The organism is Butyrivibrio sp. WCD2001 (genome assembly GCF_000424485.1).
Classification (GTDB): domain Bacteria; phylum Bacillota; class Clostridia; order Lachnospirales; family Lachnospiraceae; genus Butyrivibrio.
Genome location: NZ_AUJZ01000013.1, coordinates 46,327 through 66,392, shown reverse-complemented (window position 1 = coordinate 66,392; position 20,066 = coordinate 46,327). Strand labels below are relative to the sequence as shown.

General features: G+C 43.9%; 20 protein-coding genes and 1 other RNA gene. 18 read left to right on the top strand and 3 right to left on the bottom strand.

Features of this window, described 5'->3' with window-relative positions; translation table 11 throughout:
• The 10 genes from G630_RS0112015 (at position 1) to ffs (ending at position 6,663) form a co-directional block, all read left to right on the top strand.
• Positions 1–849 (top strand): carbohydrate ABC transporter permease, encoded by an 849-nt coding sequence (locus tag G630_RS0112015; RefSeq protein ID WP_026498707.1) that lies wholly within the window; start codon positions 1–3, stop codon positions 847–849.
• 286 nt (positions 850–1,135) lie between these two features.
• Positions 1,136–1,459, top strand: a complete 324-nt coding sequence (locus G630_RS0112010; RefSeq protein WP_026498706.1) for a hypothetical protein — start codon at positions 1,136–1,138, stop codon at positions 1,457–1,459.
• 59 nt (positions 1,460–1,518) lie between these two features.
• A complete protein-coding gene (locus tag G630_RS0112005; RefSeq protein WP_155831978.1) occupies positions 1,519–1,713 on the top strand; it encodes a hypothetical protein in 195 nt (64 codons plus the stop codon).
• A gap of 16 nt (positions 1,714–1,729) precedes the next feature.
• Positions 1,730–2,563, top strand: a complete 834-nt coding sequence (locus G630_RS0112000) for a lipase chaperone (RefSeq protein WP_026498704.1) — start codon at positions 1,730–1,732, stop codon at positions 2,561–2,563.
• Positions 2,564–2,616: 53 nt separating this feature from the next.
• A complete protein-coding gene (locus G630_RS0111995; RefSeq protein ID WP_155831977.1) occupies positions 2,617–3,012 on the top strand; it encodes a hypothetical protein in 396 nt (131 codons plus the stop codon).
• 37 nt (positions 3,013–3,049) lie between these two features.
• Complete coding sequence (locus G630_RS24705) at positions 3,050–3,187, top strand: hypothetical protein (RefSeq protein WP_022760963.1); 138 nt, start codon at positions 3,050–3,052, stop codon at positions 3,185–3,187.
• Positions 3,188–3,211: 24 nt separating this feature from the next.
• Positions 3,212–3,724, top strand: a complete 513-nt coding sequence (locus G630_RS0111985; protein WP_026498702.1) for a hypothetical protein — start codon at positions 3,212–3,214, stop codon at positions 3,722–3,724.
• Positions 3,725–3,817: 93 nt separating this feature from the next.
• A complete protein-coding gene (locus G630_RS23650; RefSeq protein ID WP_049946196.1) occupies positions 3,818–5,587 on the top strand; it encodes a sensor histidine kinase in 1,770 nt (589 codons plus the stop codon).
• Between the two features lie 129 nt (positions 5,588–5,716).
• Positions 5,717–6,472, top strand: a complete 756-nt coding sequence (locus G630_RS0111975) for a response regulator transcription factor (RefSeq protein ID WP_026498701.1) — start codon at positions 5,717–5,719, stop codon at positions 6,470–6,472.
• Positions 6,473–6,563: 91 nt separating this feature from the next.
• Positions 6,564–6,663: signal recognition particle sRNA small type (ffs, locus tag G630_RS24250), an RNA gene on the top strand.
• Positions 6,664–6,719: 56 nt separating this feature from the next.
• On the opposite strand, the gene G630_RS0111970 is transcribed toward ffs, so the two are convergent.
• Positions 6,720–7,592, bottom strand: coding sequence for a helix-turn-helix domain-containing protein (locus G630_RS0111970; RefSeq protein ID WP_026498700.1), 873 nt, complete (start codon positions 7,590–7,592; stop codon positions 6,720–6,722).
• Between the two features lie 311 nt (positions 7,593–7,903).
• On the opposite strand from G630_RS0111970, the gene G630_RS0111965 reads away from it, so the two are divergent.
• A complete protein-coding gene (locus G630_RS0111965; RefSeq protein ID WP_026498699.1) occupies positions 7,904–8,884 on the top strand; it encodes a glycoside hydrolase family 43 protein in 981 nt (326 codons plus the stop codon).
• Between the two features lie 140 nt (positions 8,885–9,024).
• Here G630_RS0111965 and G630_RS0111960 read toward each other — a convergent pair whose 3' ends face one another.
• Positions 9,025–10,500, bottom strand: a complete 1,476-nt coding sequence (locus G630_RS0111960) for a nicotinate phosphoribosyltransferase (RefSeq protein ID WP_022760969.1) — start codon at positions 10,498–10,500, stop codon at positions 9,025–9,027.
• A gap of 155 nt (positions 10,501–10,655) precedes the next feature.
• Between G630_RS0111960 and G630_RS21725 the strand changes: the two genes are divergently transcribed.
• The 3 genes from G630_RS21725 to G630_RS0111945 all read left to right on the top strand — a co-directional run bounded on the left by G630_RS21725 (position 10,656) and on the right by G630_RS0111945 (position 14,544).
• Positions 10,656–12,011 carry a 5-bromo-4-chloroindolyl phosphate hydrolysis family protein gene (locus G630_RS21725; RefSeq protein WP_049946195.1) on the top strand — a complete coding sequence of 452 codons (1,356 nt, stop codon included), beginning with the start codon at positions 10,656–10,658 and terminating at the stop codon, positions 12,009–12,011.
• An 87-nt stretch (positions 12,012–12,098) separates the two neighbouring features.
• A complete protein-coding gene (locus G630_RS0111950; RefSeq protein ID WP_022760971.1) occupies positions 12,099–13,253 on the top strand; it encodes a toxic anion resistance protein in 1,155 nt (384 codons plus the stop codon).
• 127 nt (positions 13,254–13,380) lie between these two features.
• Positions 13,381–14,544: a galactokinase gene (locus G630_RS0111945; RefSeq protein WP_026498698.1), complete on the top strand. Its 1,164-nt coding sequence runs from the start codon at positions 13,381–13,383 to the stop codon at positions 14,542–14,544.
• A 62-nt stretch (positions 14,545–14,606) separates the two neighbouring features.
• Here the strand turns inward: G630_RS0111945 and G630_RS21720 are convergent, their stop codons facing one another.
• A complete protein-coding gene (locus G630_RS21720) occupies positions 14,607–15,290 on the bottom strand; it encodes a hypothetical protein (RefSeq protein ID WP_049946194.1) in 684 nt (227 codons plus the stop codon).
• Between the two features lie 196 nt (positions 15,291–15,486).
• On the opposite strand from G630_RS21720, the gene G630_RS21715 reads away from it, so the two are divergent.
• The 4 genes from G630_RS21715 (at position 15,487) to G630_RS0111910 (ending at position 20,062) form a co-directional block, all read left to right on the top strand.
• Positions 15,487–17,220, top strand: coding sequence for a VanW family protein (locus tag G630_RS21715; RefSeq protein ID WP_081667901.1), 1,734 nt, complete (start codon positions 15,487–15,489; stop codon positions 17,218–17,220).
• A 68-nt stretch (positions 17,221–17,288) separates the two neighbouring features.
• Complete coding sequence (locus G630_RS23645; protein WP_026498697.1) at positions 17,289–18,350, top strand: AIR synthase related protein; 1,062 nt, start codon at positions 17,289–17,291, stop codon at positions 18,348–18,350.
• A gap of 66 nt (positions 18,351–18,416) precedes the next feature.
• On the top strand, positions 18,417–18,905 hold the full coding sequence (locus G630_RS0111915; protein WP_022760977.1) for an Lrp/AsnC family transcriptional regulator: 489 nt from the start codon (positions 18,417–18,419) through the stop codon (positions 18,903–18,905).
• Positions 18,902–20,062, top strand: a complete 1,161-nt coding sequence (locus G630_RS0111910; RefSeq protein ID WP_022760978.1) for an aminotransferase class I/II-fold pyridoxal phosphate-dependent enzyme — start codon at positions 18,902–18,904, stop codon at positions 20,060–20,062. The genes G630_RS0111915 and G630_RS0111910 overlap by 4 nt, the downstream gene beginning before the upstream one ends.
• The last annotated feature ends 4 nt before the right edge of the window (positions 20,063–20,066 follow it).

The window sequence follows — 20,066 nt, the reverse complement described above, 5'->3', positions numbered from 1 at the left end:
ATGGAAAGCTATACACTTAAGGAAACAAATCCTGTATTTAAGGTTTTTACGGAAATAATATTAGTAATCTGGGCGATTATTAACCTATTTCCTATATATTTCATGTTCACATTTGCCCTGAAATCCAACGATGAAATCTTTGGTGCAAACGTGATAGGTCTCCCGCAAAAATGGCTGTGGTCAAACTTTACAACTGCCATGGGCACGGGAAACATGGGCCTTTATTTCTTCAACAGTTTACTTGTTACAACTATTGCCATTGCCATATCTATTATGGCTGCGATGATGGCTACTTACGCTATCACAAGAATCAGATGGAAGGGCAGTAAGCTGATGAACGCATTTTTTATGCTTGGACTCACAATACCGATCCAGGCATCAATCGTTCCGGTTTATGTAGTGCTTTCAAAGCTTCACTGGCTCAATAAGTATTCAACACTTATTATTCCGTATGCAGCTTTTTCACTTTCAATGGCAATTCTGATCAGCACCGGATTCATGTCCGAGATACCTTTTGCGCTTGATGAGGCAGCAAGAATCGATGGATGCGGACTGTTCGGAACATTTTTCAGAATAATCCTGCCGCTTATGAAGCCCGCGGTTTCAACGGTTGGCGTTTATTCATACCTTCAGTGCTGGAACGAGTTCATGTTTGCTAACGTATTCATCTCAGACTCAGTGCATAGAACTCTGCCAGTAGGTATCAAGGCCCTGTCAGGACAGCATACAACGGAGTGGGGACCCATTGGTGCTGCGCTTGTTATCGCGACCTTCCCGACACTTATAGCTTATCTTTTCCTTAGTAAAAAGATTCAGGCAAGCTTCATCGCAGGTGCGGTCAAGGGTTGATGGCCTTTTGACAATACTTTCTGAATTATTAAGAATTTATTAAGATTATTAACAATTTGGGATAATGTTGTTGTATTTTTAGTAAAATCATGCTATTGTAAAGACGCTTTTTGTTTGATATATCGAGGGGGAACGATAAATCAGGGGAGCGCAAGAAGTGTCTTACAGTTTTGTTTGGGGAGTCTTTAACAATTTAATTATTTAAAAATCAAGGGATGTGATGCATTTATATGCATTACATCCCTTGTTGCGTGTATGTAGGGGATCGAGGACAGTGGAGAATCTGATGAAAAGAGTTTGCTTGGGTGCAACAAAACTCCTGATGGTTATAACCATAATGCTGATAATTGTTTACGGCAGAGGAATAACAGCAAAGGCAGTGAATGTCACCTATGAAAAAGAAAAGGTGATAAATCTTGTTAATAAAAAAATGACAGGATATATAAATGCCATCAATGTAAATATGGATGAGGTGGACACACATGTTGCAAATGTAAAGACTAGTAATAAAAACCTGAAGGCAAAGTGTGTAAGCCACAGATATAAATACTCAGTTAATACTAACTATGAGGCTATACAGATATATGCCACCAGAAAAAGAACATACTGAAAAAATGCCTTGAAGACGACTATACTGCTAAATTCGTAGACTTAAATACGGCAGGAAAGTTGAAAATTAAAATGAAGAAGGGATATTTGCTAAAGGATATAAGAGTTGAAAGATGGGTGAAATCCGAAAGCCCAAGACTTAGCAGCGGAGGCAATGGGTATGCAGATTTGGAGTATTTGCATCTTAATAATGGTGATGTGCTAAAGCTTTCAGAGGTATTGTTTGATCCAAATGCATGTGATGGTCCAGCATGATAAGAGGTTAATGAAAATGAAAATCAGAAGAAAAGAGATAATTAAAGAAATAATATGTGAAGAAGCTAGTAAAAGAGAGTTCCAAGTAGAGTGGGGAACAAAATCTGGCAGGATATGGGATGTAGCTACGTTTAGAAGGAATGGAGTTGGACAAAAGTTTGTACTAGTCGAGATTGTAGACAAACCTGGTATGATAAGGCTTGATGGGTTTTATCCAAAGAATCTTTTGTTTAAATATGAATCTGAAGAAGTGGAATCATATAGGGCAGCAATTTCAGAAGTAGAAGTATTTCTTGAAAACGAGGGGTATAGAGCGCTTGATGAAGTAAGAAGACAGCATGCCATCGAAAAAGAAGATCGCGATTATGTTTTTGAGAATATGAAAGAATTGTCTAGCCAGTTTTGTGATGATAATGGTATCAATGATGTGGATATAAATCAGGCTTTAGGATATATTGCAGAAGCTTTTTTAGGAATGAGAGGAAAAGAGTGGGAAGATATCAAGCAGGATTTTTATAAAGTGGTGGCCTTTTATATGCATAACCTTTTGAAAGTTCCCTCCTTGGAAGTGTATAGAAAGCAGATAGCTGAAGGGATGGATGAGGAAATACAAAAAGTAAAAGGAAAATCATTAGACATAAGAAGGATAGATAATAAATATATAAACACTGCTCCTCTTAATGGTGCACTTGGCAAATATTATTCTGATAGAAGTGTGAAAGAAATAATTTCTGATTATGTTTATGAATTAAATAGACTTCTTACAATAGAAGAACTTCAAAAAAACAATATAAAAGTTGAACAATGGAAACGGGATGAGGCTTTGAATGATATGGCAAATCATTTTTGACACTTTGTCGAAAAAGAAAGAAAAAAATAGAAGGAATTAATAAGGTAAGGGAAATGTATATTGATTACATGAACTATGCAAGGGTGCGGGAATTCCATTTGCTGATATTGGCGGCGTGGATTATACCATATTTTTCAATTCTTGATTTTCCGCAGCTGATAACTCCATTTTTTGTTACACTGGGATTCATTATCTACGATTTGGTGAAATCCAAGGGATATTTTCCCTACAACAAGTATGTAATTACGATCATATGGACGAATCTGGTAGGCATAGCTTTGTCCACTGCAATTTACGTGTCCGGATATGTGAATGATCCATATGTAAGTGTCGGTCCTGAAGTGGGTTTATTTTTTGCGGGAATAATGGATGCAATTTACCTGGTTCTTCTGGCTGTTTGTATAGCGGGAGGATTCATTATCTTATTTGTAAAAAATAAAATGGCATAAACATAGGTATGGTATCAGTGACAGCGGAAATGTACTGATGTTTGAGGAAATCGGAGATATCAATTTCATCAGCATTCCTCCGCTGATGGTTGCCAGAGTAAAGAAGTCACCCAGTAAGGGTGATGCGTTCTACCTGAAGGGATCAACAATAAAGAGAATTAAAACTGCTGAATAAAAGCAAAATGGGCAAGGAGGAAAAATGGGGACATCATTTCGTAATATTCAGGTTTACAACCCCGGACATAAGAATCAATATGAGCTTGAGGAAGACTATTGCATAGAGCATTTGACTCCTGACTGGGATACAATTTTCGAGGATAATCTTGAAACTGAATTTGAAGATGTAAGAGAAGAAGCAGTGCGACTGTCAGAGAGGCTGGATACGCCGGTTATCAGTATTAGCTATTTTGATGACATGCTCTTTGCAATAGAGGTTCTTGAAGGAGGAAAATCGACAGCATATCACTTTGTTGGAGATGAAGGGATGGATACAAAGAATGTTCAGGAACTTATCAAGGCTTTGCATCTTGAACCCGAGCTGGAGATTCCTTTTAGAAACGTCATTAAGAAGGCAGGATTTGCGCCTGACTCAATGCAGTTAATTGAAGATCTTGCAAGAATTCCAATCGGTGCGTTCAGCATTAAGGATGAAGAAGATTACTATAGATTCAGAGATCGGGAAGAGATCCTTGATGAAATCTCAAGGTTGTAAGCAAATAACTAATTTACACCTTGTTAAAGTTTTGAAATCAATTCTGAATATACTATAATAGTGTAAGCACATTTTGGTTTTTTAGGGGTTTACATGAAGTTCGGCAATTGGGGATTAATTAAAAAGAATAGGAGCGGAGTATCTCTTTCACTGAGCCTTAAAAAGCTCATCTTTGAGGTGGTTTTGGTTGCAATTGCAGCATTCATTATTTCAATGACCATCATTACCGAGAGAGAGCGCCGCGACTATGGAGTCAGAGATTCTGATAACGTCTTAAAAACTCTTTCCAGTAATATTTCATCAGATATTGAAAAATACACATCGCTCTCGAGGCTCATAATGATAGAGAGCCGCGTGATCGATTTTTTGCGCGCGGAAGTATCAGCTGTGAGTATGGGAATGATAAATGATGCCAGATACGGTATAATGGACATTTTGAATTCCACAGAGGGTGTGGATAGCGTAATGGTCATAAGAGAAGATTTGATCATCGTTGCAACCAACAGATTCACCTATAATTACAACACGGATCTGATGAACAGCGAAGACTGGCGCAGGGAAATATATGAGGGCAACGGTAGAGCAGTGGTGTCCCTAAACAGCTATGGTATTGCCGAGAAGGCGGACGGAAGGCCTATGGTTTCCATAGGAAGAGCCATTAATGACATTGATACCCAGAAGCGCACGGGACTCCTTATGATGAACATCTCCACAAGCGTATTTGAAAATATGCTGACGAGGCTTGGATACAACAATATCTGCATCATTGGAACCGACGGGACCTTTCTCGCCGGGAACCGCGAGTATGAGAGCTACTTTGGAGATGAATTTCTTAGTGAAAAGATCAGACACAGAAATATCAGGCTGGGCGGAAAAGATGTCCTTCTTTCAGGATGCAGAGTGAATGACCTTCCGATAGTAATCCTTAGGGTTTCACCCTACGGCACAGCGGGAATACCCTTCAGAATGCTGTATATCCTGTTGTTTCTTCTGGCTGTTTTCACTCTTATGGCAGTTTTTGTCGCAATTTTCATAAGACAGAACATAACAGATCCGATATTTGAGCTATCGGGAGCGATGGAGAGAAATAAGCGCTCCGGAGAACTGAAAAAAATAGATGTTGAGGTTCCTTACAGTGAATTAAACATGCTTGAGGGTGATTATAACAGTATGATCGACCACGTAAACGAGCTGTTTGATGAGCTGGTGGAGAAGGAAAAGACTCTTCAAAAGGCGGAAATGCGTGTCTTACAGGAGCAGATTAAGCCGCACTTTTTATATAATTCAATTGAGACCATAGGATTCATGGCGCTTGATGCCGGAGCTGACAAGGTGCATGATGCTCTGGAGACACTCGGAAGCTTTTACAGGAATTTCCTTAGTAAGGGCGACAGAGAGATTCCGCTTTCCCGCGAGATCTGCATTGTTAAGGATTATCTATCACTTCAGAAGCTGCGGTATGGAGATATTCTTGATGATGAATACGACATTAGTGAGGACACGCTGGATTTTGTTGTGCCTAAGCTTATCCTGCAGCCGATGGTGGAGAACTGCATCTATCACGGTATACGACTTAAAGGTGAAAAGGGCACAATAAAAATATCTGCACATCTCGAAGACGGAGAGCTCCATCTGATAGTTAGAGACACCGGAGTAGGCATGGATGCTGAGCTTATAGAGAAAATCGTGACCTCGAGGAGCAATACCTACGAACAAAACTCGAGTAGTTTTGGATTATGGGGTACAATAGAGAGGATAAGGTATTACACAGGCAGAGAAGATGTAGTCAGGATAAGCAGTGAAATAGGGGAATTCACGGAGGTTGAGTTTATTATTCCTGATATGATGCATCCAGGGGCTTGAGTATAAATTGTAAAAGTTTTCCCCTCGGGGGGCGCTCAACGTCCGGGGGACGTTGGTTTAGCGCGGACCGAAGCGGAGCGAAGACAGGTGTCAGCGAAGCTGACGGATGAGGGGATACGGGGAGGTATTATGTACAGAGTAATGATCATAGACGATGAGGAATCCGCACGCAAATTGATGCGTGCAGCTATAGATTATAAAAGTCTCGACATGGAAGTTGTCGGCGAAGCCGCCAGCGGCATAGAGGCAATAAACACTATTGATGAGATAAAGCCGGACATCGCCTTTGTTGATATATCCATGCCGTTCATGGACGGAATAGAATTCACGGAGACCGCAACTAAGCGCTATCCGAACCTGATCATCATCATCATGACGGCCATAGATAAATTTGAGTATGCAAGAAAATGCGTAAGTCTTCCGGTTTTTGACTATATGCTTAAACCCATGGTGCGTGCGGAGGTTACAAAGGTTCTTGAGCGCGCAAAGCAGAAACTTGATGCGATGGGAGGAGCCAGCACCTCAGACTTTGCGGACAGCGAGGAAGAACCTGCAATTACAGAGGCTAATTCCACCGAACTGATCAAGCAATATGTTAAGGACCACATCACGGATTCCACCCTTAACCTTGCGTTTGTTGCGCAGAATTTTGGCTTTTCCTCAAGCTATCTTTCCCGCAAGTTCAAGCAGGATACCGGCAAGAACTTTGCGAAGTACTTAACAGATCTTCGAATGAAGAAGGCCATAAAGTATGCTGAGCAGGGGTACAAAATGTACCAGACGGCAGCAGAGGTCGGGATTCCGGATCCCAATTACTTTGGGAGATGTTTTAAGAAATATGTTGGAATGAGTTATTCTGATTATATAGTAGAAAAGGCACAATAATGTGCCTCGTGGTGGATAATGGTTGACAACTTATCATCATCTGCTTATTATTAACAAATGACGGTCTTGTAACGGGTGCACGCTCGTGCGGGATCGGGTCTTATGCAATGAGAGCCTGCGAACCGTGTCAGGTCGGGAACGAAGCAGCACTAAGCGGAATCTCTCATGTGTTGTAAGGTAGCCTGGTTTCGCCCTGCGTGTGTCCATTACAGGACCGTCTTGCCTTTCAGACAAGACGCTACTCCCTTTACGCTTTATTCCCACACCAGTACATATTTCTGAATTCTGTTGGTGTGCATCCCTTTATTATCTTGAACATTCTTATAAAAGAGGACAGTGACGGGAAGCCGCAGTTTAAGGCTACATCCGTGACAGAGTTCCTGGGATCTGTAAGATATGTTTCAGCTTTTGCAATTCTCTTCTGGTTCACATATTTATAGAAGGAAACGTTTGTAAACTGCTTGAATCTTCTTGAGAAATAAAACTTGCTAAAGCCGCTTCTGTCGGCAACATCATCGAGAGTAAGGTCCTCAGAGCAGTGCTCCTGAAGATAGTCGCAGATCTCGATAAATTTCTCAAAGTATTCGTCGCCCTTGGCGTATTCCGAAGAATCGTCGGTGCGCTTTTTGCTGACGTAATTTTTTCCTATAAGAGACATGAATTCCAGAAGCTTACAATAGATATCAACCTCTGAAAAAGAGGCATTCTTTTCATAAATCTGGTTGATCTCCAAAAGGAGAGTCTTTGCCCTGTCGTGGATCTGAGGATAATCCTCGGGAGTTACAACAATATAAGGAGACATGATGTTGATAAGTGATTCAACGTCATGCATGAATCTGAGCTCATTGGTATCGGGCTGAAAAATGATGCGCTGACCAACTTCGGGAGCTTTTATGGAGTGGATGCATCCCGGGCAGATAATGGCGATATCGCCCTCTCTTAGAACAACATCTTCGCCTGCACAGTTCAGGAAGTACAAATTGCGAGTGGGCATAATGAGCTCAATCGCAGCATGCCAGTGCGGCGGATAATCTTCATATTTATCATTGTCATATAATTTTATGGAAGTACTCTGTTTAAAATTGACTGTCTCAACAAGTCCGTTTAAAGTTTCAATCATATTCGTTTCCTCTAAGGTTCTCAAATATGCAATTAGCAATATCTGTAAATTACAGAGTTTATTTTATTACAAAAAGATGCTCTTTTAACTATCAAAAATTGCTTTTAACCAATTAATTATTGCGGACAAAAGCGCTAAGATTATGGCTTTTGCACAATTTTGCCATGTGAAAATAGGTGATAATTAATGATACGAGCAAAAAAGCGAAATTAATTAAGGCAATTTTTTGACACCAATTAACAACTATTGCAAAGAAATGAGCAAGGCGCCTGTGATAATCTTAATCCACTGGTAATAGAGAGGAGTTTATAATGAGCAAAGAAAGAGAGCCTTTAGTTACACATATTTTCACAGCAGACCCGTCAGCACATGTTTTCGACGGAAAAATCTATGTATATCCGTCACATGATATTCCGCATGACGGTGAGGATAACGATAACGGTGATGAGTATCAGATGCAGGATTACCACATCCTTTCCATGGATAAGCTCGGCGGAGATGTTACAGATCACGGCGTGGCACTCAGCATGCACGATGTACCCTGGGTTAGCGATCAGATGTGGGCACCGGATGCGGTTTATACAAACGGCAAGTATTATCTTGTATTTCCGGCAAGAGATAAGGAAGGAAACTTCAGACTCGGTATCGCAGAGAGCGATAAGCCCGAAGGACCTTTCAAGCCTGAGGACAATTGCATTGAGGGAAGCTTCAGTATAGATCCCTGCTCCTTCAAGGACGACGACGGAAAAGTATATGTTTACTTTGGCGGCCTCTGGGGCGGACAGCTTGAGAAATACAGAACAGGAAAATTCGATCCTAACGGCACAGAGCCGGAGAAGAATGAGAATGCGGTTTTTCCGAAGATGGCACTTATGAGCGAGGATATGAAGTCCTTTGCAGAAACACCCAGAGATATTCAGATTCTGGATGAAAACGGAAAGCCCCTTCTTGCAGGTGACGAGGATCGCAGATATTTCGAGGATCCCTGGACCTACAAGTACAACGGAAAGTACTATTTCTCATATTCAACCGGAACCACACATTATCTCTGCTATGCTGAGAGTGATAACCCATACGGCCCCTTCACCTACAAGGGACGCATCATGGAGCCTGTAATCGGTTGGACAACACATCATTCAATTCTTGAGATTGAGGGTGAGTGGTACCTGTTCTATCATGACTGTGAATTGTCAGGAGGAATCAACCACAGAAGGTGTGTTAAGTATACAAAGCTTAACATCGCAGAGGATGGAACTATAGAGACAATCCATCCCTATGATCATAAAAAATAATTATCCTTGAATAACCGGATGATATGAAAATGTAATAATTTTAAAAAACAGCCCGGGGATTTAAGTATATAGATTTCAAGCGATTATGCGTAAGCAACGAGATTGAAATCTATATACTTAAATCCCCGGGCGTCATTTTATCAGTTTTCTACATTTGTCATATCGAGTCCGGACATTTGATCCAGAAGTTTCATCTTGGTGTCATACAAACGACGGGACAGATCCACATGTACCTCGTGAGGATTGAAGAGACGTCTTGTCTCCTCCCAGAGTGTATCCTGCTCCTTGAGGCAGTAATCACGAATTTCCATCGTCTTAGGTGAAGTGTAGACACATTCGCCGTTTTTGAATATAGGAACCATGATCTCTCTTAAAGTGAAGCTTCCTGCGGGAAGAAGAGTCTTCTTCCAGGGCTCTAAGGGATCGAAGAGCAGAAGCTGTTTATCCTCAGTAAAGGTCTCGTTTTCGAGACAGATGAGGTCGGCCTTAACCTTGCCGCTTGCCTTTTCATAAACTCTGTAGATCTTCTTGTTTCCGGGGTTGGTGACCTTCTCGGAATTCTCGGAGAGCTTGATCTTGGGAATAAACTCACCGTCTTCGCCCATAACCGCTGCGAGCTTGTAAACGCCTCCGAAGGACGGATTGTCCTTGGCTGTGATGAGGTGTGTACCAACGCCCCAGGAAGTGATGGCAGCGCCCTGTGACTTAAGGGATGAGATAAGGTACTCATCAAGATCGTTGGAAGCTGAAATAATAGCATCCGGGAATCCGGCGTCATCGAGCATCTTGCGGGCCTCTTTTGAAAGATAAGCAAGGTCGCCGCTGTCGAGACGGATGCCGAAGAAGCTAAGGTCGATGCCTTCTTCCTTCATCTCCTTGAAAACACGGATTGCATTTGGTACACCTGACTTAAGGGTGTCATAGGTGTCGACAAGAAGGATGCATGCGGAAGGATACAATTTTGCATAGGTCTTAAAAGCTGTGTACTCATCCGGGAAACTCATGATCCAGCTGTGAGCATGTGTGCCCTTTACAGGGATATCGAAGAGCTGTCCGCAGAGAACATTACTGGTGCCGACACATCCGCCGATAACTGCGGCTCTTGCACCGTAGGTTCCGGCATCAGGACCCTGAGCACGGCGAAGACCGAACTCCATAATTCCGTCGCCCTCAGCGGCATAGCAGATTCTTGCTGCCTTGGTTGCGATAAGCGACTGATGGTTGATGATATTTAAAATCGCGGTTTCAATAAGCTGAGCTTCCATGATGGGTGCGATGACCTTAACAAGGGGCTCTCTGGGGAAAATGAGTGTTCCTTCGGGGATGGAATAGATGTCCCCGCTGAATTTGAAGTCGCGAAGATAATCAAGGAAATCCTCGTCAAAGATACCAATGCTTCTGAGATAATCGATATCTTCCTCGTCAAAATGCAGCTCTTTAATATAGTTGATAAGCTGCTCAAGTCCGGCCATAATCGAGTAGCCGCCGCCAAACGGATTATTTCTGAAAAAAGCATCAAAAATTACGGTCTCGTTCTGGGACTTGTTCTTGAAGTAGCCCTGCATCATCGTAAGTTCATACAGGTCTGTCAGCAGTGTCAGATTTTGTCTGTCCATACAATTTTACCTTCTTATAATATAAAGTTTTTGGAAAAAAGTAACTCCACGGTCAATAATAACACAATTTTTCACTTTAAGGTACCAAAGTAAACCAATTAAAGCCCTTGAATTTACGCGGTCTGAGATTGTTTTTTGATGGATAATATTATAAAATGGAAAAGATTTCAATCAGTTGTTTTATTGAGGATGGAAGAGTTATGGGAGATTACGATAACATCTATAACGCTGGTAACAAGATATTAAAAGAGGTTACCAAGGCGGTCGAGACAGGAAATTATGATAATCTTAGTGTTTCACTGAAGGTTTCAATAGAGGATGCGGTCAGGGCAGCAAAAGCTAATCCCTCACAGAATTTCAGAGGCAAGGCTTCGACAGGCAGGACCGTAAATTATGCAAGCGGCGCCAAAAGGATACCGTTTTTTACAAGAAAAGTCAGCATGAATCACGGAATGGGCAAGGTAGTTGGAGGCATAGTAGGTGCTGCAATTTTCGGACTTGCAACCCTTGGGGCCATATCAACCGGTGTGTGGGCGCAAGCCGTTACTTATCTCGCAATCACAGCATTATTCGGCATTCTTATTAAGGTAGGATCCGATGATAAAAAGCTGGCAAAAGCTTTTAATAAATACGGAAGAATCTTGGGGAATTCCGAATTTTTCGCAGTCGGTGATCTTGCGATGGCAGCAGGAGAGCGTTCCGATACGGTTCTGAAAAACATCAAGAAGATGATAAATAAGGACTTTCTTCCTACCGCAAGGTTTGACAGGAATGAGACTACGGTAATGCTTTCCGAGAGAGCCTTCGCACAGTATATGAGAGCTGAGAAGGCAAGACAGGACAGAGAACTGGCTGAGGCACAGCAGATGAGCCAGGATCGCTTCAGTGCCGAGAGCACAGAGGGTGTAACAAACCAGGGCGTTAAGTCTATCATTGATGAGGGTAATGCTTATCTTGCAACTATCCGCAGAATTAATGATGAGATTCCCGGTGATGAGATGTCGGAGAAGCTCTATCAGCTTGAAAATATCATGAGGAAGATTTTCACCCAGGTGGAGAATGAGCCCGAATGTGCGGACGAACTCAAGAAGTTCATGAATTACTATCTGCCCACAACAACCAAGCTTTTGAATGCTTATGTTGATCTCGATAAGCAGCCTGAGGTTGGTGAGAACATCACGAGAACCAAGAAAGAGATTGAGGGTGCTATCGATGTAATAAACGATGCCTTTGAAAATCTTCTGGACAGCTTGTTCCAGGATATGGCATGGGATATTTCTTCAGATATATCGGTTATGAAAACCATGATGGCGCAGGACGGTCTTACACCCGATGGGCTTATGTCCGGACAGCCTATGCCCGAGCCGGTTCCTGTTCCGGCAAGAACTACTCCGCAGCCGGCACCGCTTTCGTTTGAGGGATCTGCATATCAGGTAGCCCCCGAATTGCAGCAGGCCGCAGGTGCGCAGGCCCAGGCCGCTGAGGATGAAAAGGTACAGCTTAAGTTTTAACCCGAAGAATAACAGTAATCATTTTTAGTCGTAAATGTTTGTTTTTTGAAACATTATGAAAAGAAAAATTTAGTTGGAGGAAGTAAAATGGGAGACGAGTTTAAAGAGTTTGAGAATTCAGCACCGACATTGTCATTTGACGCACCGGTAGCCGAGGCAGTTGCACCTGCGCCGGCAGCTACAGCACCGCAGACACCTGAGGCAGCTGCAGCAGAGGCACAGCTGACTGAGGAGGAGATGAAGCAGGTTGATGCTTTCGTTCAGCAGATTGATATTACCAACTCTCAGGGAATCATGAACTACGGTGCAGGCACACAGAAGAAGATGGCAGATTTTTCGGAAAAAGCCATTGATAACGTGCGCACAAAGGATATGGGACAGGTCGGCGACATGATCACAGGCCTTGTTACAGAGCTCAAGAACTTTGAGGTTGAAGAGGACGAGAAGGGACTTAAAGCACTTTTCAAAAAGAGTGCCAATAAGGTTACTGCATTAAAGGCAAGATATACAAGCGTTGAGAAAAACGTTGAGGCTATCAGCAATGAGCTTGAGAGACATCAGATGACTCTTATGAAGGATGTTGCCACACTCGACAACATGTACAAGCTCAACCTCAATTACTACAAAGAGCTTTCAATGTACATCATTGCAGGTAAGAAGAAGCTTGAGCAGGTTAGAGCAAACGAGCTTGTTGCAGCTCAGAAGAAGGCAGAGCAGTCAGGACTTCCTGAGGATGCACAGGCAGCTAAGGATATGGCAGCTCTCTGCGACAGATTCGAGAAGAAGATCTACGATCTTGAGCTTACACGTACAATCGCTATGCAGACAGGCCCTCAGATCCGTATGGTTCAGAGTGCTGACACAGCAATGGCTGAGAAGATCCAGTCCACAATCGTTAACACTATTCCGCTTTGGAAGAACCAGATGGTTATCGCAATCGGAATCGAGCACTCCGCACAGGCAGCTAAGGCTGAGCGCGAGGTTAACGACATGACCAACGCACTTCTTAAGAAGAACGCAGACATGCTGAAGGTTGCTACCGTTGAGGCTGCTAAGGAATCAGAGCGAGGCATAGTTGACATGGAGACACTTAAGCACACCAACGAGACACTTATCACAACTCTTGACGAAGTTATGAGAATACAGACTGAAGGTAAGGAAAAGCGTAAGAACGCAGAAGCAGAGCTTGCACAGATCGAAGGCCAGCTCCGCGAGAAGCTCCTTCAGGCAGCGAAGAACTAAAGCCATCCCCCTTGGGGGGCGCTCAACGTCCGGGGGACGTTGGTTTAGCGCGGACCGAAGCGGAGCGAAGACAGGTGGCACGAAGTGCCGGATGAGGGGCTAGGAAGGACAGAATATGGAACAGAAAATGAAAGACGCAGTACTTAAGGGATTCGAAGAGCAGTATGGCAAAAACGACAGCGTTAAAGCATACTTTGCTCCCGGCCGTGTTAATCTTATTGGTGAACACACAGATTACAACGGCGGACATGTATTTCCCTGCGCACTGACAATAGGAACCTACGGAGCTGCAGCGAAGAGAAACGACAGAAAAATGCGCTTCTTTTCAATGAATTTTGACAATGGAAAAATTATCGAGGCTTCACTTGATGATCTTGAAAAATCCAGAACAGCAGGCTGGACAGCATATCCGGTTGGTGTTGTATGGGCTTTTGAGAAAAGAGGACTTAAGCTCGATACGGGCTTTGACATGATAATCTACGGCAATATTCCGAACGGTTCAGGCCTTTCATCTTCTGCATCCCTTGAGGTTCTGACAGGATTCATCTTAAGAGACCTCTACGGATTTGATGTTACCAATCAGGATCTTGCACTTATCGGACAGTACTCCGAGAACAATTTCAACGGCTGCAACTGCGGAATTATGGATCAGTTTGCATCCGCGATGGGAAAAGAGGAGAATGCAATTTTCCTCGATACTGCGGATCTGTCCTTTGAATATGCACCCATAAAGCTTGACGGTGCGAAGATCATCATCAGTAATACAAATAAAAAGCACAAGCTTACAGATTCTGCTTACAATGCCAGAAGAAGCGCTTGTGAAAAGGCTCTTTCCGAGCTTCAGACAGTTGTTGATATTAAGACACTGGGTGATCTTACTGAAGAGGAATTTGAGGCTCATAAGGACGCCATCAAGGATGATGACAGACGCATCAAGGCTAAGCACGCCGTGTATGAGAACCAGAGAACGATCGAAGCAGTTGCTGCTTTAAAGGCAGGAGATCTTGAGAAATTCGGCGAGCTCATGAAGCAGTCTCACATTTCACTTCGAGATGACTATGATGTAACAGGTATTGAGCTTGATACTCTTGCCGAGGAAGCCTGGAAGATTCCGGGAGTTATCGGCTCCAGAATGACAGGCGGCGGCTTCGGAGGCTGCACTGTCTCAATAGTTAAGGACGAGGCAGTTGAGGAATTCAAGGAGAAGGTAGGAAAGGCTTATCGCGAAAAGATAGGTTATGACGCAACCTTCTACACTGTATCCATCGGCGGCGGCCCTGCAGTAATTTGAAATAAATAAAGCCTTCCCCCTGGGGGGAAGGTGTCGGCGAAGCCGACGGATGAGGGGATCCTTCACCCGACTATTTCACTGACATCTTCCTTCGTTGGAGGAAGGCTATTTTTTGAATTATCACCAAGCTGCGAATTCAGAATACTGATTATATTACTCTTACTTAATGAATTCAGGCTTTCGGCGATGGGAAGAAGCTTTTCTATCTTAGAATCAGCCTCAGTCTGGGACAGCGACAGCTTGTTTTTATAAAGATCACACAGAAGCTTATAAGTTGCGGTCACGTCGGTTTTGGTAGATACTGCAAATTCAAGGACGGAGACAGCTTCCTTATATAATGAAGCGTCATACAGCTCTTTTGCCCACTTTTGAAGGTTTGTGACCAGTGTTGTGTAGTTCTGGTCGTAGGCTGTGAGCTCCGTAATGTTGGGAGCACCGTATTCAAGCTTGAGATCGGTGTTGGTAATTCCGGTCAGATTGACGATCCTCTGCTCAGCGAGCCGACGGATGCTTTTTTCACAAAAATCGATCTCATCGTTCCCGGTTACAGCGCCAAAGGGGAGCTTGTCCATAGGGATTGTGACATAGTCCAAATGCTCGAGACTTTTTCGTCTCGTGCTGTTGGCTCGAAGTTCTTTATCCCAGAAGTCTTCTTCCTTTTTGCGTATTTTCTCATTGTTCCTGTGTATCGCTATGTTGGTCATCAGGACGAAGAGGATAAAGGTTGTCAAAAAAGGTAATTTCATTTATAATTTCCTTTCAGAAAATTTAGGAGTATAATACTATGTTGAAGTTTTTTAATTCCGGCAAAAACAGAAAAGTCATTTCTGCAATAATCATTATCGTATTGATTCTTGCACTGGTAATTCCGCTCGCAAGCAGTCTTTCCTTCTGATTATATAACACCGGTATTTGCCAGGAAAGTGGCGAAATGGAGAGATTATGAAAAAATTTATGTTCCTTTGTCTGATGGCGCTTACGCTTGCACTTGTAATTCCGGCAGGTAGCGCTAACGCCGCTTCAGATACTATTCACCAGGGAGTTTTCATTGGTGATGTTGATGTTTCGGGCATGACAACTGAGCAGGCTACAGAGGCTGTAGGCCAGTACATCGAGCAGCTTCGTGCCAAGAATGTGACACTCAGAGGAAAAGGAGAGGGACAGAGCGTAGCAGTAACAGTGGCCGATTTCGGTCTCGGCTGGGCTAATCCCGAAGTAGTTGATGAAGCTTTTGCTCTTTGCAGAAAGGGCAACATTATTCAGCGATACAAGGCGATCAAGGACCTTGAGCACAGTACACAACGTTATAACATCGAGTATTCCTTTAATGACGATGCAATCTACCAGATCCTGGAAGTAAACTGCGCACCCTTTAATGCTTCCAAGGCTAATTACACTCTGAAGAAAACCGGTGATGGATTCACTATTTCAGAGGGACAGACAGGCTATATTCTTGATGAACAGGCTTCTCTTACCGCTATTAAGGATTATATCCAGGAAAGCTGGGATCACAACGATTGTGCAATTGATGTTGTGATTGAGGAGGATTTGCCTGAGGGTAGTTACGAGGAGCTTAGTCAAGTCAAGGATGTTCTCGGAACCTATACTACAAGCTATTCTTCATCAGGTGCTGCCAGAAGTGCCAATGTAGCAAACGGCTGTAGCCTTATCAACGGTACAACTGTTTATCCCGGAGAGGAGTTCTCAGTTCTTGAGACTATAACTCCTTTTACGGAGGCTAACGGTTATTTTCCCGCAGGTTCGTACCTTAACGGAATAGTTGTTGAAAGTGTTGGCGGTGGTATCTGCCAGGTTTCAAGTACACTTTACAATGCTGTTTTGAAGGCAGAGCTTCAGGTTACCGAGCGTCACAACCACTCAATGATCATCAATTATGTTAAACCGTCTATGGATGCTGCGATTGCAGAGACCGGCGGTAAGAACTTCAAGTTTGTAAACAGCACAGAGCACCCTATTTATATAGAGGGTGTAACTACTACAGATAAGCATATAACCTTCACTATCTACGGCGTGGAGACAAGACCTTCCACACATAAGGTTGAGTACCAGAGTGAAGTTTTAGAGGAAACACCGGCAGGTGCTGACCAGATAGTTGCAGACGGCGGATCACCGATAGGTACAGTAAGTACCCAGTCTGCACACATCGGATATAAGGCACAGCTTTGGAAGATTACTTATGAAAACGGCTCCGAGACAAATCGTGAGGTAATCAATACCAGTACTTATAAGATGGTTCCCAGAATTATCACAGTAGGAACCGCAACATCAGATCCGACTGCTGCAGCACAGATTGCAACAGCAATTGCAACCGGTGACATCAACCAGATAAAAGCAGTGGCAGGCGCAATCGCCGCTGTTCAACAGGTTGCCGCACAGGGCGGTGATGTGGAGGCCGCACAGGCAGCAGCTGCAGCTCAGGCTGCATCGGCAGAAGCACAGCTTGCAGCTCAGCAGGCAGCACAGAATCCTGAAGCAGCTCCGGCAACGGAAGCAGCACCCGCGGAACAGACAGCTCCGGCAGAGCAGACAGCTCCCGCAGAGCAGACAGCTCCCGCAGAACAGGCAACTCCTGCGGAGACACCTGCACCCGCAGCGGATGATACACCTGCACCGATAGATCCCGTGCAGGAGGAAGTACCACCGCCGGCTGACTGATAGATGCGGTGAATCGGAACCCGAGATATTGCCGATATTGGCAGAGTATTCACGGAGAAAATGAATAAATGAGAATCGGAAAAGTAACTGAGAGCGTTTTAAATCGCTCGGTACTTAAACTTATTAAAAGTGATTCCAATAAGAAAAGCGCAGCTGGAAGGTCAGACTGCGCTTATTCTTTAGATGAAAAAGGAAGCACAATTATGACAGCTGTGTCCACATTTACAGCTATTTCGGAGGAGGCGGCTTATTATGCTGTCCACAATGCGGCAAACAACATATTCTGCGACGGCGGAAAACCTCTGATGGCAGTGCTTAACGTAATGCTTCCTGTGGATACAGAGGAAGCAGAGCTTAAGGTTATTATGAGAAGAGCCATCGCTGCCACGAATGAGCTTGGAATTGCCGTAGAAGGCGGACATACTGAGGTGACGGATGCGGTTTCAAGGCCTATGATAACCGCGGTTGTTACCGGAGAAAAAAGTAGCCAGTTTTCAGAAAAGAAATCCTACGCAGGACTCGATATTGTCATGACCAAGTGGGCTGCTGTAGAAGGAACAGCTATCCTTGCCAGTGAATGCGCAGAGAAGCTGTCTGAACGCCTTCCTGACTACATGATTCGCGAGGCACAGGATTTCAAAAAGCTTGTTTCTGTTAGAAGGGATGCGGAGATCGCGCTGGAGAACAGATTAGAGCAACCGGGTTGCAATTCCTGTGAAGAAACGTCAGCTTGTAGGGAGACATCCGGCGTTGTATTTTTACATGATATCTCATCGGGTGGCGTCTTTGCTGCCCTCTGGGACATTGCCGCCAGAGCTCGCTGCGGCATAGAAGTGTACCTAAAAAAGATTCCAATCCGCCAGGAAACTATTGAGATTACAAATCATCTTGGCCTCAATCCCTACCAGATGATCTCAGGCGGTTCGCTCCTGATTCTCACTGACGACGGTAAGGGCCTTGTCAGAGCCTATGAAGAAGCCGGAATAAATGCTGAAATAATTGGTGTTACGACCGACAGTAATGATAAGAAGATCATCAACGACGATGAAGTCCGCTACCTCGATAAACCCCAGCCGGATGAGATCCTTAAGCTTGCAGGTATAACAAGTGCTGATTTTATGGTACAATAATGAGAATATGTGCAGGGCAAAGTATGCCATTTTACCCGTCTATTTAAATGTTTGGAGGAGAATACCATGGTAAACAGAGATGAATTACTTCGCGCAATTGATAAGAACAGCCGTATAGGCGTTGAGGAACTGGCGGTGATTCTGGCCGCGCCGGAGATCGAAGTCGCGAATGAACTCAGAGCTCTTGAGGATGAGGGAATCATCTGTGGTTATCATACGATGATTGACTGGTCCAAAACCAACATAGAGAAGGTAATGGCTCTCATCGAGGTTAAGGTTACACCTCAGAGAGGTATTGGCTTTGATTCCATTGCTGAGAGAATTTATAAATATCCGGAAGTTACAAGTGTATATCTGATGTCAGGCGGTTTTGACCTCATGGTAATGCTTGAGGGCAAGAGCCTTAAGGAAGTGGCAACCTTTGTTACAAACAAACTGTCACCGCTTGATACTGTCCTTAGCTGCTCTACGCACTTCATACTTCAGAAGTACAAAGAGCACGGAACAATTTTGACAAAAAAATATGAAGATACAAGGGAGATAGTCACACCATGAGGAATCCGCTTTCTGAGAAAATCGTTGAAATCAAGCCCTCGGGAATCCGCAAATTCTTTGATGTTGTGAAGTCTATTGATGGCGCAATATCACTTGGTGTGGGTGAACCCGATTTTGATACACCCTGGCATATCAGGGATGAGGGCATTTATTCATTGGAAAAAGGACGCACTTTCTACACGTCCAATTCCGGTTTGAGAGAACTTAAGGTAGAAGTCTGCAATTACTTAAAACGCAGACAGAACATACAATATGATCCCGACGACCAGGTGCTTGTCACCGTCGGAGGTTCCGAAGCGATTGACCTTGCACTCAGGGCAATGGTTGATCCCGGAGATGAGGTTTTAATACCGCAGCCCAGCTACGTTTCCTATGAGCCCTGCGCAATCCTTGCGGGAGCAAAGCCGGTTATGATCGAGCTTAAGGAAGAAAATGAATTCAGACTTACAGCTGAAGAGATACTAGAGCATGTAACGGACAAGACCAAGATACTTGTTCTGCCTTTCCCCAACAACCCGACAGGGGCAATTATGGAAAAGAAGGACCTCGAGGCCATTGCAAAGGTTATAGAGGAGAAGGACCTCTTCGTAATATCCGATGAGATCTACTCAGAACTGACCTATACCGACAAACATGTGTCAATTGTAGAGATTCCCGGAATGTACGAGAGAACCGTTCTTATCAACGGTTTTTCGAAATCCTATGCGATGACCGGATGGAGACTGGGATACGCGTGCGGACCGAAGGACATCATAGCTCAGATGACCAAAATCCATCAGTTCGCTATCATGTGCGCACCCACGACCAGCCAGTATGCTGCTGTGGAGGCACTGAAAAATGGCGATGAAGACGTTGCCATGATGCGTGAGCAGTATAACCAGAGGAGAAGATATCTTGTAAAGGAGCTCAGAGACCTTGGACTTCCGTGCTTTGAGCCCTTCGGAGCTTTTTACATATTCCCGTGCATCAAGGAATTCGGGATGAGCAGCGATGAGTTTGCAACTAAGCTTCTCCAGGAGGAAAAACTGGCAGTGGTACCCGGAAACGCATTCGGAGACTGCGGCGAGGGCTTCATAAGAATATCCTATGCATATTCACTAGATGACCTTAAAAAGGCAATGGAGAGATTAAAGCGGTTCATAGATAACCACAGATAATCAA